Origin of the sequence: Paraburkholderia sediminicola, from assembly GCF_046027825.1 — a bacterium.
Classification (GTDB): domain Bacteria; phylum Pseudomonadota; class Gammaproteobacteria; order Burkholderiales; family Burkholderiaceae; genus Paraburkholderia; species Paraburkholderia sediminicola_D.
The window spans coordinates 92,209-105,629 of record NZ_JAQQDU010000023.1 but is presented as its reverse complement, the minus strand read 5'-3'; the positions used below and the strand labels follow the sequence as shown (position 1 = coordinate 105,629).

The following is a 13,421-nucleotide window of genomic DNA, read 5'->3' as shown; positions in this document are numbered from 1 at the left end:
TATCCGCCGTCCGAAGATATGGCATCGAGCGACCTTCTGCGTCAACTCGGGTAACACCGAATGATCGCTCCGACGAAAACCGATCGGCCAATGCTGGCCGATTGCCGCCGAACGGTTCATGCCGCGGCGGGGAAGGACGGTGCCATGCGCGAGTCACAAGCCCAGGTAATTGATCCGAAAGGGCGTTTTGATGAGATCGAGCCGACCAGACACTCGACGGCGCTGCCGGCGCGGCCTTCGGCAATCGCAGAGGGGTGCTGATTGCAAGCGGTGTGCAAGCTCAGTGGGCGTAGAATGCCGCCTTCCCAGACACCATCCGCGATTGCCTCGCGAACCGAGCCCGCCTCATGAACAAACCGCCGCGCAAGAAGAACCCGACCTTTGGCATTGCTGTTTTCATCGTGGTCGCGGTATTGCTGGTGATCGCCACGCTCTTCTATAACGCCATCACGGAAAAGCGCGAATTCGACCGCCAGAACGCCTCGGCGCCGACGATTTCATCGGACGCGGCGGCTGCGGCTACCGCTGCCGCAGCGAAGCCCGCAAGCGGCGCCGCGCAATAAGACGACGGGATCGTTTCACTCTTCCGGCAGGCGAATCACGCTCGCATCTTTGCGAATCTGCGCCGACGCCGTCAGCATCTGCTTGCACTGATGGGCGAGCAGTTTCATGTCGTGCACGGCGTCCGCCGAGTAGTCCGGCGATTTCTCCGTCTCGACCACCATCGCATCCAACTCACGCGCCAATTGTTTGACCTGCTCGCCCTGATCGGCGGGCGGCGCGCTACCGGCTTCGGCTTCGGTCAGATTGTCGCGGACCGCACTCAGGGCGCGCTGCAACGCTTGTAGCGAGACGCTGTCGGCTTGCTGTGCGGAAGTGCGCAAGAGCGGCGCGGCCGCCGTGATCTGTGAGGCGAGCACGTGGCTGCGCACCAGCAGGTCGTTCAATTCCGGCACGAACTTCTGCGCGGACTTCGGCTCGAGCATCATGCGTTGGAACGCCTGCCCCAGATTGGCGAACGCCACGTGGACATTCTTGCGCGCGAGCCGGTAGCGATAATCGCGATCGAGCGCTGTCGCAGCGGCCACGGCGGCAGCGGACGCACCGCTGACCGGTTTGGCGGCCGCGTTGCTGAATGGTGCGGCGCCGGCGCTGCTTGCGTCGGCGGTTGTTCCCGCGCCGGTACCAGCGGTTGCAAGAGCAGTCGCACCGGCGCTTGCGCCGGACTTTGACGCAGCGTTGCCGCTCGCATTCGCTCCGGCGTTTGCCATCACTAGCGACGGCTTGCCAGCTTCGATCGCCGGATCCGCCATCGCCGCGGCGGGCGCAAACGCGCCTGCCTCAGTCACCGTAGCGACGACCGCAGCAGCCGGCTTGCCGCTCCACCACCAACTCGCTTCCAGATACTGCCGCGTTGCATTGATCATGCTGTTGACGAGCTTGCCCATCAACCGGTATTCCCAGTAGGGGAACAGGTGGCTCGCCGCAATCGCGATCGCGCAACCCACTACCGTGTCGATCGCGCGTTCGCCGATGATGCGCATGCTGCCTGGCGCGAGCAGATGGAACATGAGCAGCACATACGAGGACGTGAACACCACGCTCGCCGTGTAATTGAACAGCAACAGGCTATAGCTCATCACCATCGACGCGAACATCACGACCAGCAGGATATGCGGCTCCTTGACGAAGATCATCAACGCGATGCTCGCCGCACAGCCGATCAGCGTGCCGATGATCCGCTGTCCGTTGCGCTGCTTGGTCAGCGAATAGCCAGGTTTCAGAATGATGACGGTGGTCATCACGATCCAGTATGCGTTGGTGAGCGGCAGCAAACGGCCGAGCCAGAACCCCACGGCGACCGCAATCGTCACACGCAGCGCATGGCGGAAGCTCGGCGAGGCCATGGTCAGATTCGAGAAGATCTGCCCGAATGGCACGCGGCGGCTCGATACGAAGCGGGAGAGCGCCTTGTCGAGGCGCAGTTCGGTCTCGGTCTCGCTCGCGCCCGGATCGTTCGACAGGCTTTGGTGCATCTTGTCGATCAGGCGCGTGGCGCTCCAGATACGCCGGAAGGTGGACGACACGGCCGAATAAGCCTCAGGGCTCCTGGCTGGCAGGTCCTGCTTGCGCATCAGGTCAATCTCGAACTCGATGGCGCGCAATTCGGCTTTTACATTCACGTGCGTGCGCGGCGGCTGGTTTTGCAACACCGCGAGTCCGATCTCTTCGAGATCGGCTGCGGATTTGCGAATCAGATCGCGGTAAAACACCAGCAGGTCGGAGCCGCCAAAGGTGCTGCGCACCAGCGAGTAATCGACATGCGTGCCGACAAACAGTTCGTGCAGGTCGACGGTATTGATGAACAGATTGAATAGCATCGCCCGGCGCGGTTCGAGCCGGCCGCTCTTCAGTTTCGGCAGATTGCGCAGCACGATGTCGCGCGCGGCATCCTGACGATCGACCGCGGCGATCTGCTTGTCGACCAGGTTGCGATAGCACTCGTCGAGATCGTTATCGAGATCATAAAAGGCGGCGCGCGCGAGCAGATAGTCCGCGCACGCGAACACGCTTTCGGCGAGCGCCTGCTGTTCGATGCGGTGCATCATCCAGCGGCTCACGAAGGTCGACCAGTAGGTGTACCAGAGGCCGCCTACCAGAATCCACGACGCATTGACGAGTGCCTGCATCGGCGTGAAATGCTCTTCCAGCGTCATGATCATCATGAACAGCGTGGCGAAGCTGATCTGCGGCCAGCGGTTGCCATACACGACGATCAGTGAGAGCACGAAGGTGAGCGGCACGACCGTGCACCACAGCGCCACTGGGTTGACCGTGGCGAGACCGGTGGCGAGCGCGGACAGAAAGCCGATCACCGTGCACGCCAGCATCTCATTGTGCTTGTACTTGAGCGGACCCGGCATATCGACCACACATGCGCCGAGTGCGCCGGTCGCGATCGTGAAGCCGAGGTCGCGATCGTGAAATACGATCAGACACAATATGGCCGGTAACGACACGCCGACTGCGATGCGCAGGCCGCCATAAAAGTACTGGCTGTAGAGGAATTTTTTTATTTCAACCGAATAGCGCATCGACTGCCTGGATTCTTCCATTCACTGAGAAAACGCGGTTGAAGGGGCCAACCCCGGGGGCAGACCCAAACTGCCGTCGAGTCTAACTGATTTTGTGCCTGATCTGACCTCGTCCGTTCGGCCAGGTTCTGCCCTGGGAGCGCGTTTGTTATGCTGTCGCTTCAATGTCTGTCGCGGCCCGGTCGTTCCGCTCGCGTCGCCTGTTTCTCCGGGATCCATGCTCCAACTCTTCTACTCGAACCGCTACGAAACCCTTGTCGGCGCGCTGCTCGACGACCTGGCAGAAGCGCCGTCCGACCCCTGGACCGCGCAGCCCGTGATCGTCCCGAGCGCGGCGGTGCGACGCCGGCTCGAGCTCGACATCGCCGCGCGCCAGGGCATCTGCGCGAATGTTAACTTTGGTTATCTTGCGCAGTGGCTGTGGGCGCAAATCGGCGGCGTGATCGAAGTGCCGAAGCATTCCCCATTTGCGCCGGACCGGCTCGTCTGGCGGTGCTACCGGCTGCTGGGGGAGACGGATGAAGGCCTGCCCTGGAATGCTTCACCGCGTCTGCGTACCTATCTCGATGCGGCGGATGCGTCGATGCGCTACGAACTGGCGCGCCGCGTGGCCACCGTGCTCGACCACTATCTGACCTATCGCCCGGAATGGCTGTTGCAATGGCAGAAGGGCGGTTCGATCTTCGCGAGCGGCGCAGCGGACGACAACGGTCCGCGTCTCGTCGGCGCAAGCGAGGCGGCGCGTGAGGACGAGCGTTGGCAAGCCGCACTGTGGCGCGCCGTGCTTGCCGAAGTGGCGGGCGACGCGCAAACACCCGCGACAGCCCTGCCGCCTGCTTATCGCTTTCTCGAAGAAATCGGCACGCTCGATCTGGAAGCCATCTCGAACGCGCAGTGGCCCGAAGCAGTCAGCGTGTTCGCGCTGCCGACCATGCCGCCGCTGCACGTCGCGTTGCTGCGCGCGCTGTCGCGCTGGGTCGACGTGCGTCTGTACGTGATGAACCCGTGCCGCGAATTCTGGTTCGACGTGGTCAGTGCGGGCCGGGTCGAGGCGCTCGACGCCGCCGGCCACCTCGACTATCAGGAAGTGGGCCATCCGCTTCTGGCCGAGTGGGGCCGCCAGACCCAGGCGCAACTGCACATGCTGCATGAGCTGACCGAGAGCGCCGCATCCGGCGAGACGGGCGACTTCACCGAGAATCCGGAACCGAGCTGGCTGGCCGCCGTGCAGAACGGCATCCTCGATCTGCGGGCGGAAGCGGGAACAGACGCGGACACCGACGATTTGCCGATCGAGAACGGTATTGAAGTCCATGTGTGTCACAGCCTGTCACGGCAGCTCGAAGTGCTGCATGACCGCCTGCTCGGCTGGTTCGATGAGTTCGACGATCTGCAGCCGTCCGACGTGCTGGTTGCTGTGTCCGATCTCGCGACCGCCGGGCCATTGATCGATGCGGTATTCGGCACCGCCCCCCTGGGCGATACGCGCCGCATTCCGTATCGGATCACCGGCTTGCCGCCCTCGCAGGCTAATCCGGTGGCGCGTTTGCTGCTGGATTGGCTGGCCTTGCCTGAGCGCAGCGTGGGCGCGCCGGATCTGATCGAGTGGCTGCGAGTCGATGCGATCGCCGCGCGTTACGGGATCGATGCCAGTGCGCTCGAAGCCGCGCAGGAATGGCTCGCGGCTGCCGGTGCGCGTCGAGGGCTGGTGCCCATCGAACCGACGGGCGAACACGTGCCTGTTGCGCGTCATACCTTTGCCGACGCGCTGACCCGTCTCTACCTCGGCTACGCGATGCCGGATGGCGGCGAGCCAGTCGATGCGTGGCTGCCCGTTGAAGGCGCTGATGGGTCGGATGCTGAGCTTCTCGGCCGCCTCTCACGTTTCGTCGACGATATCGAAACCTTTGCTGAGCGCTGCGCGGTCGAACAGACCCCTGCCGAATGGACACAACTGCTGCTCGAGACGCTCGCGCAGTGTTTCGACGGCGGGGTCGAGTTTGCCGATTCGCTGGCGACGGTGCGCGACGCCATCGACAAGATGGGTGACGCGATGCAAGCGGGTGCGCAGGACGTCGTATTGCCGGCCGCCGTGGTGCGCGGCGCACTCACCGAGGCGCTCGATGACCCGGCGCGCGGCGGCGTGCCTTGGGGTAGCGTGACGTTTTCGTCGCTGACCAGCTTGCGCGGATTGCCGTATCGCATCGTTTGCCTGCTCGGCATGGACGACGGCGTGCTACCGAGTCTCGCCCGCGCCGATGAATTCGACCTGATGGCCGCGTTCGGTAAAGCAGGGGACCGGCAACGCCGCGACGATGAGCGCAATCTGTTCCTCGATTTGCTGCTGGCCGCGCGCGACCGGCTGTTTATCGCCTATACGGGCCGCAGCATTCGCGACAATGCGCCGTTGCCGCCGGCTGCGCTGGTCGACGAATTGCTCGATTACCTCGCGCAAGTGTCGGCGGGAGAAGGGGCGAGTCCCGCGGAAATCGAAGCCGCGCGGCATGCGTTCATCATCGATCATCCGCTGCAGGCGTTCGCGTCGGACTATTTCTCATCGCGATGCGGCCTCTTCACTTACGACATGGATCGCGCGGAACTGGCGAGTTTGCTGGCCGCGCCGCAGCATCCGGCTGCCGCGCCGTTCTTCGATCAACCGTTGCCCGCCGAGGAGACAGCGTCCGTTGGCTTCGACGAATTCGTGCGCTTCTGGCGTCATCCGGCGCGTGCGTTGTTGCGCGACCGGTTGGGTATCGTGTTGTCGGATGCGCAGGGCGAATTGCTCGACACCGAGCCGTTCGAACTTGACTGGGCCGGCCGCGATGCCTTGGCGGAACGGCTTCTGCCGGTCCTGTTGAACAGCGATACCGAAGACGACGACAGCATGTTCGACCGCGTGCGCCGCGTCGCCGCGGCCAGTCCCGAGTTGCCGGGCGGTGCGACCGGCGCGGTATGGCGCTCGCGCGAACTCGGCGCGCTGCGCCAACTCGCCGATAGCGTGCGCCGCGAAGTCGCTTCAGGTGTCGAGCGTTTGCCGTTCGTGCTCGATATCGTGCCGCGCTGGCCCGATCGTGCCGACATCGCCGATACGCTCTTCGGCACTCACGACGCAGCGCTCCGCAAAGCGGCCGAAGCACCGCTGCAATTGCACGGCACCTTGAATTTGCTGACCGAAATAGGACAGGTGATTTTCCGCTACGCCAAACCTACTGCACGTGACTATCTGTCGGCGTGGCTTGCGCATCTGGTCTATTGCGCGGCGCAGCCGAACGGCCCGCGCCGCACGGTTTGGCATGGCAGCGGCGAGAGCTTTGAGCTCACGCCGGTCGCCGCGCCACTCGATGAACTGGCGCAGCTTGCCGCGTTGTTCAGAGCAGGGCGCATGCTGCCGCTGCGCTTTTTCCCGAAGAGCGCGTGGGCGAAGGTTAGCGAGAGTGATTCCGCGGCGCAGGGCCTATGGATCAATGACCGTGTGCGCGGCGAATCCGACGACCCTGCTTTACGCATCGCGCTGCGCGGCACGCCGCTTACGCTCGACGAACCGTTCGGCAGTCTCGCCTCGATCGTCTTCAAACCGCTTGTGCAGCATCTGCGGAGCGCGTCATGAGCGGCGCCGTTCACCATCACGCGCTGGTCGCGGAAGAGCTCGACGTCTTCGCCTGTTCGCTCGATGGCGTCAATCAGATCGAGGCATCAGCGGGAACCGGCAAGACCTGGAACATCTGTGCGTTGTACGTGCGGCTGCTGCTCGAAAAGAACCTGAACGCCGATCAGATTCTTGTCGTGACCTTTACGAAGGCGGCGACCGCGGAGTTGCACGAGCGGATTCGCGGGCGGCTTGCGGAACTGGATCGGGCTATCGATACGGACGACGGCGGCGGCGATCCGTTCATCCAGCGTCTCTTTGAAACGACCCTCGCGCCGGAGCGCGGCATCGATCGCGAGACCGCGTTGAAAGTCGTACGCCGAGCGCTGCGTACGTTCGACCAGGCCGCGATTCACACCATCCACGCATTCTGTCAGCGTGCTTTGCAGGAGGCGCCGTTCGCCGCGGCGATGCCATTCGCGTTCGAAATGGAAGCCGACGACGCTGCGTTGCGTTTCGAAATGGCGGCCGATTTCTGGCGCGAGCAGGTGGAGCCGGAGGCCTATGCATATCCTGCTTTCGCTGCATGGCTGGTGGCCAAACGCGCCGGTCCCGCATCGCTCGATGAGCAACTCGCGCGGCGGCTGAAGAAGCCGTTGGCGCAGTTGCGCTGGGGCAAGGTCGATGCTAGGGGAGACGATGCCGATCCGCAGGCGGGTTTCGATGCTGCCTGCGCAGTCTGGCAGGCGGAGCGCGACGCGATCGTCAGTCTGCTCGGAGGCGCGCAAGACCGCTTGAGCAAGACCTCGCACAAACCTGAGCTCGTGAGCGCCGCGATCGCCGCGTGGACCGAGTACTTTGCCAAGGGCGATTGCCATGCGCCACCGCCCAGGGCTGCGTTGAAGTTGACGGCTTCGGCGTTGAAGAAGGCCACCAAGGTCAAATTCGAACCGCCCGAGCATCTGTTCTTCGAGCACGCTGAAGCGTTGGCTGCAGCCGTGATCGCGGCCGAAGCCGCGCAACGCGCGCGCTGGCTCTCGCTCGTAGAAACCTGGCTCGACTACGCGCCCGCCGAACTGGTGGCGCGCAAACGCACGCGCAGGGTGGTGTCGTTCGACGATCTGCTGTCCAACCTGTATCGCGCGCTCGCGGCCAACCCCTGGCTTGCCGATGCTTTGCGTACCCGTTATCCCGCCGCGCTGATCGACGAGTTTCAGGATACCGATCCGTTGCAGTTCGCGATCTTCAGCCGCATCTTCGCGCCGGCTGGTCCGCTGTTTCTGGTCGGCGATCCGAAGCAGGCGATTTACAGTTTCCGCGCGGCGGATCTGCATACGTATCTGGCGGCGCGCGCGGCGGCTTCGGCGTGTTACACGCTCGCGGTCAATCAGCGCTCGACCGCGCCGATCGTCGAGGCCTGCAACCGGCTGTTCGAAGCCAACCCACAGGCGTTCGTGCTCGACGGTCTCGACTATCAGCCGGTGCGGGCTGGCGAGCGGCGTCGTCCGCCGTTCTCCGAACCCGACGCGAGCGCGGGTGACTTCCGCATCTGGACCCTGCCGCAAGGCGACGCCGCGTTGACCAAACGCGAAGCGCAGCGCGCGGCGAGCGAAGCCTGCGCCGCCGAGATCGTACGGCTCCTGCGCGGCGCGCGCGAAGGGTCGGTGACGATCGGCGATGCGCCGCTCGCGCCGGGCAATATCGCGGTGCTCGTGCAAACGCATAAGCAGGGCAGTCTGATCAAGCGTGTGCTGGCGTCGTGGGGCGTCGGCAGCGTGGAACTGGCGCAGGCCTCGGTGTTCGCGACGCTCGACGCCGAGCAGATCGAACGCGTGCTGGCTGCGGTCGATACGCCCGGCGACCTGCGCCGTTTGCGCGCGGCGCTCGCCACCGATTGGCTCGGCCTCGACGCCGCCGCGCTGTGGCGCCTCGAGCAGGTCGCCGATGCCCCGGCGCCCGCCGGCGATCCCGCGCATGCCGCGGACGCGATGGGGTGGGTCGAACGTTTCTCGCGTTATCGCACGCTATGGCACGAGCGCGGTTTCGCCTTGATGTGGCGCACACTGATGCGCGAGCTGCGAGTTGCACAACGGTTGGTGGCTGGGCCGGACGGCGAGCGCCGTCTGACGAACGTGAATCATCTGGCCGAACTCGTGCAGGCGCGTGCCGCCACGCAACCCGGCATCGCGCCGACGTTGCGCTGGCTCGCCGCGCAACGCACGCAAGGTGGCGGCGAAGACGCGCAGTTGCGGCTCGAGTCGGATCGCAACCTCGTGCAGATCGTCACCGTCCACAAATCGAAGGGGCTGGAATATGCGGTCGTGTTCTGTCCGTTTCTGAACGACGGTGCGCTGCGCGAGCCGCCATCCTCCGGCTTGCCCGATGCGCGCGAGTATCACGATGAAGCGGGCGGCGCGGTGCTGCACTACGGTTGCGATGACGAAGAGGCCGAACGCGCATCGCGTGACGCGGCGCGCGAACAGGCGGCAGAGCGGGCACGTCTCGTCTATGTGGCGCTGACGCGCGCGGTGTATCGCTGCTATCTGGTTGCCGGGACTTATCTTTCGTCGCGTTCCACCAAGGAGTCGCGCCGCAGTGTGCTGAACTGGCTGGTGGGCGGTAGCGGTCATACCTTTGACGATTGGCTCACCGATCCGCCCGACGAGGCCGCCTTGTCCTCGTGCTGGCAGGCGCTAGCAGGCGGCCCGATCACGTTGCAGGCGTTGCCGAAGGTGGAGCGCCGCGTGCCGCTGGAAAGCCTCCAGGACAGCGGCGCGCGGATGCAGGCGCGCGCCAGTCGGCGGCCGTTGCGCGATCAATGGCGCATGGCGAGCTTCAGCGGCCTGATCGCCGCCGGCAGCAAGGCCGAGGAAGCGCATACGCCGTTGGAAGACGTGCGCCCCGATCACGATGAGATCGCCGACGCGCTCGCGCCTACGCCGTTGCCGGTGCCGCAAGCACCGTCCTACGCTGAGGACGACATTCTTGCCTTTCCTCGCGGCGCGGCAGCGGGCGAGTGTCTGCATCGCATGTTCGAACTCGCGGATTTCACCGATCCGGATACCTGGCTGGATGCTATCCGGGGCGCGTTGCGCGAGCGTCCGGCGCCGGCTGTGCCCGAACTCGCGGCACGTTTGCCCTCCATGATGCATAACCTGATTGCGGACGTCGTGACCACCGAGCTTGTACCCGGCATGGCGCTCGCCGGACTGAATCCGCGGCGGCGCCTGAACGAACTCGAATTTCTGTTTGCCGCGCCTTCGCTCGATTTTCCGGCCTTGCGCGAGCTGCTGATCGAACACGGCTATCCCGACGTCGCGCTGGAACCCGGCGTGTTGCGCGGTTTCGTCAAAGGATTCATCGACATGATCGTCGAGCACGACGGACGTTTCTGGATCGTCGACTGGAAGTCGAACCATCTGGGCGACACCGCCGCCGACTACGCCGCGGCGCCGCTCGAAGCGGCCATGGCGAGCCACGCCTATCACCTGCAGGCGCTGCTCTATACGGTGGCGCTGCATCGCTATCTGAAAACGCGGGTGCGCGATTATGCGTACGACACGCACATCGGCGGCTATCTCTATCTGTTCGTGCGCGGCGTTCGTCCGCAGTGGCGCGATGCCGACGGGGCGGCGGGTGTGCACATGCGGCGGCCCGCATTCGAACTGGTGGCGCTGCTCGACGCGGCGATGATCGGAGGTGTCGCATGAGCACGTTCGAGCGGAACGCTTCCGCGCCGCCGGAGCTCGATGACATCGGGGTGAATTTACCTGCGCCGGCCGATTTCAGCACTGCGCTTGCCGAAGGGTTCGCGCGTCGTATCGGCACGCTGGCGCGGCGCGGCGGTGCGTCGGGCGAGGCGGTGAAGTGGGCGGCACGAGCGGCCTTTGCCACGAGCCGCGCGACTACCGAAGGGCACGTATGCCTGCCGCTTGCCGTGCTGGCGCGACGCTTCGATGCGTCGAGCGCGGAAGTGCGCGCGGCGCTGTTCGCAAGTGGTATGGCCAGCGACGGTTCGCCGAGCGCGGCAGCGTTGCGGCCGCTGGTGATCGATGCGCAAGGGCGGCTGTATCTGGCGCGCTACTACGATTACGAGCGGCGTCTCGCGCGCTCGCTGGTAATGCATGCGGTCGGAGGGCAGGCGGAGGATGCGAGGGCTCGCGAGCACACGCGGGCTGCGTCCGATGCCAATGCCCGTGCGAGTATGAACTCCGGTGCAGATGGAACTCCAAACACGCAGATGGATGCCGGCGAAGGTGGCAATGCCAACGCCAGTACAGCTTCACGTGTCGGTGCGGATGTCGGTGCTGGAGCAAACGCGGTCACCACCGCCCAAACGCTGCACGCGCGTCTGCTGCGCTACTTCGGGCCGCCGCAGGACGACGAGGTCGACTGGCAACGTGTCGCGGCCGTCATGGCGCTGTCCGGGCGGTTGACCATCGTCAGCGGCGGACCGGGTACCGGCAAGACGACGACGGTGGTCGGTGTGCTCGCCTGCTTGCTCGATGCGCGGGCCGATCTGCGAATTGCGCTCGCGGCGCCGACCGGCAAAGCCGCGCAGCGGATGCAGGAAGCCTTGCTCGCCCGTGCCGGCGATTTACCTCCCGAACTCGCCGCGCGCTTGCCGCAGACGTCGTACACCTTGCATCGGCTGCTCGGTTCCGGGCCGGGCGGGCGCTTCCGGCATCATCGCGACAATCCGCTGCCTTATGACGTCGTCGTGATCGACGAGGCGTCGATGATTGACGTTGCGATGGCGGCACATCTGCTCGATGCCATTGCGCCGCACACGCGACTCGTGATGCTGGGCGACAAGGACCAACTCGCTGCCGTCGAGGCGGGTGCGGTGTTCGCCGAACTCAGCGCGCGGCCTGCTTTTACGCAAGACGGATTGCAGCGGATCGCTGAGGCGCTTGGCATTGAAGCGGCGCGCTTGTCGCAAGCATTGCCTGACGCATCGAGCGACGACGACCAGGGGCCTGACGATTTCTTTACACATGCGGGTGCGCCGGACGATTTCGATACGCCGCCTGACGACCTGTTCGGCTCCGCATCGCCTTCGCCGGCTCACAACCCGCTCGCCGACTGCGTCGTCTGGCTCGAGCGTAACTATCGATTTGGCCTCGAATCGCCGATCGGCCGCCTGTCGCTCGCGATTCGCAACGGCGCAGCCGGCGCGGCACTCGAAGTTCTGCGCATCGACCCCGCGGAACCCTGCGCAGCGGCGCTGCACGAAGACACCCATGCGACGCTTGCCGATCGCACCATCGTGCGGCTCGCCGCAGGTTTTGCACCGTACGCGGATGCGCTTGCGCAAGCGCTAGCCGCCGAGACGCCGGATCCATTGCCGCTCTTCGATGCGCTCAACCGTTTTCGAATTCTGTGTGCGACGCGTTCGGGGCCACGCGGCGTCGATCAGGTGAATGCCGCGATGGCCGCGCAGGTGCGGCGCTCGGCGGGCGTGACGCAGGCTGTCGGCGCGCAGTGGTTCGCCGGACGCCCCGTCATGGTCACGCGCAACGATTACGCGCTTGGTCTGTTCAATGGCGACATCGGCATTGCGCTTCCTGGAGCGGGTGGCGCGTTGCGCGTGTATTTCCGCACGGGTGATGGCGCGCTGCGAGCCGTATCGCCTGCAGCGTTACCGCCGCACGATACGGCATTCGCGCTCACGGTTCATAAGTCGCAAGGCTCGGAGTTCCAGCATGCGGTGTTGATGCTGCCGTCGGTGTTCAGCCGCGTGTTGTCGCGCGAACTCGTGTACACGGCAATTACCCGCGCGCGCGAGCGGGTGGAAGTGATTGGCGCGCGCGCGGTGCTGGCGCAGGCCATCGCGACGCCGACACAGCGCGACTCGGGCCTCGCCGCTCGAATTGCGGAGGCGTGGCGCGTCGACCGGTAGCATGGCGCGCGGGCAACGAGCATAGTCGTTCGTGGTCTGCTTAAGGGGCTCAGGCGCTCCGGGCAACTCGAGCAGATTACCTGGGCGAATATCCCAAAGCGCCTAAGCCGTGTTCAGCTCGCGATTCCGTCCGGCTGCGCGCGCGCCTCGTCCCGGCTGCGCAGGGTCTTGCGATACCACACCGTCCACAGCGTCAAGGCGCCGTAAATGCCATAGCCGATGAACGGCGAGACCACCAGAAAGCGCTCGATCGGCCACGTGAGCGCCATCCATGCACGCAGCGCCGTTTCACCGGTCAGGCCGACGCCCCAGACGAGCGTCATGAGTCGCATGGCACTGACGAGAGTTGGCCGCTCGCGCCACAACGCTTCGAAGCGCGCGGCGCCGCCTTCCATTTCACGGGCGACGGTGGCGCGCGCGAGAAAGAAGATCAGCGGGCGGCGCATCGGCAAGGACAGCAGAAACACCACGCCCACCGCGCCGGACACCAGCGACTCTCGCAGCAACAGCATGCGGGGACTGCCGCCCAGCGCCATCGCCGCGATCGACAGCACGATGCCCGCTACGACCATCACGCTGAGCGCGTCGACACGTCGAAAGCGTGCCAGCTCGATCAGGCTCCAGACGATTGGCGGCACGGCGGACGCGATCAGCGCGCCGGTCTCGCCCATGTGCGGCCGCGCTAGACGGTAAGCAAGCCACGGCAGCAGGAAGTTGACGGCCAGTTCCAGCACAAAACCCGGACGGAGTTTCATATTAATTTACGCTGTAAGCGAAAACCGCAGTATCGGTGAACTGGTGGTGTCGATGCAAATAGTTTTTCGCATCGGCGGCCGTG

The 13,421-nt window shown here is 65.0% G+C and carries 6 protein-coding genes; 4 read left to right on the top strand and 2 right to left on the bottom strand.

What is annotated here, in order from left to right:
- Positions 1 to 347 precede the first annotated feature (347 nt).
- The gene (locus tag PQQ96_RS15365) at positions 348 to 563 is read left to right on the top strand and encodes a hypothetical protein (protein ID WP_408293126.1); all 216 of its coding nucleotides are present in this window, start codon (positions 348 to 350) and stop codon (positions 561 to 563) included.
- A gap of 15 nt (positions 564 to 578) precedes the next feature.
- Here the strand turns inward: PQQ96_RS15365 and PQQ96_RS15360 are convergent, their stop codons facing one another.
- A complete protein-coding gene (locus PQQ96_RS15360; protein ID WP_408293132.1) occupies positions 579 to 3,095 on the bottom strand; it encodes an FUSC family protein in 2,517 nt (838 codons plus the stop codon).
- Positions 3,096 to 3,312: 217 nt separating this feature from the next.
- Between PQQ96_RS15360 and recC the strand changes: the two genes are divergently transcribed.
- The 3 genes from recC to PQQ96_RS15345 are packed head-to-tail and all read left to right on the top strand — an operon-like array spanning position 3,313 to position 12,583.
- Positions 3,313 to 6,702, top strand: coding sequence for an exodeoxyribonuclease V subunit gamma (recC, locus tag PQQ96_RS15355; RefSeq protein WP_408293123.1), 3,390 nt, complete (start codon positions 3,313 to 3,315; stop codon positions 6,700 to 6,702).
- A complete protein-coding gene (gene recB / locus PQQ96_RS15350; RefSeq protein WP_408293120.1) occupies positions 6,699 to 10,391 on the top strand; it encodes an exodeoxyribonuclease V subunit beta in 3,693 nt (1,230 codons plus the stop codon). Before recC ends, recB begins: the two co-directional genes overlap by 4 nt.
- Positions 10,388 to 12,583, top strand: a complete 2,196-nt coding sequence (locus PQQ96_RS15345) for an AAA family ATPase (RefSeq protein WP_408293117.1) — start codon at positions 10,388 to 10,390, stop codon at positions 12,581 to 12,583. The genes recB and PQQ96_RS15345 overlap by 4 nt, the downstream gene beginning before the upstream one ends.
- 113 nt (positions 12,584 to 12,696) lie before the next feature.
- Here the strand turns inward: PQQ96_RS15345 and PQQ96_RS15340 are convergent, their stop codons facing one another.
- Positions 12,697 to 13,338, bottom strand: coding sequence for a VC0807 family protein (locus PQQ96_RS15340; protein ID WP_408293114.1), 642 nt, complete (start codon positions 13,336 to 13,338; stop codon positions 12,697 to 12,699).
- Positions 13,339 to 13,421: the final 83 nt, after the last annotated feature.

What these genes read in the sequence shown, in the direction of transcription:
- PQQ96_RS15345 (WP_408293117.1), top strand. Translation starts at nt 10,388, where the DNA reads ATGAGCACGTTCGAGCGGAACGCTTCCGCGCCGCCGGAGCTCGATGAC.
- recB (WP_408293120.1), top strand. Translation starts at nt 6,699, where the DNA reads ATGAGCGGCGCCGTTCACCATCACGCGCTGGTCGCGGAAGAGCTCGAC.
- recC (WP_408293123.1), top strand. Translation starts at nt 3,313, where the DNA reads ATGCTCCAACTCTTCTACTCGAACCGCTACGAAACCCTTGTCGGCGCG.
- PQQ96_RS15360 (WP_408293132.1), bottom strand. Translation starts at nt 3,095, where the DNA reads ATGCGCTATTCGGTTGAAATAAAAAAATTCCTCTACAGCCAGTACTTT.
- PQQ96_RS15365 (WP_408293126.1), top strand. Translation starts at nt 348, where the DNA reads ATGAACAAACCGCCGCGCAAGAAGAACCCGACCTTTGGCATTGCTGTT.
- PQQ96_RS15340 (WP_408293114.1), bottom strand. Translation starts at nt 13,338, where the DNA reads ATGAAACTCCGTCCGGGTTTTGTGCTGGAACTGGCCGTCAACTTCCTG.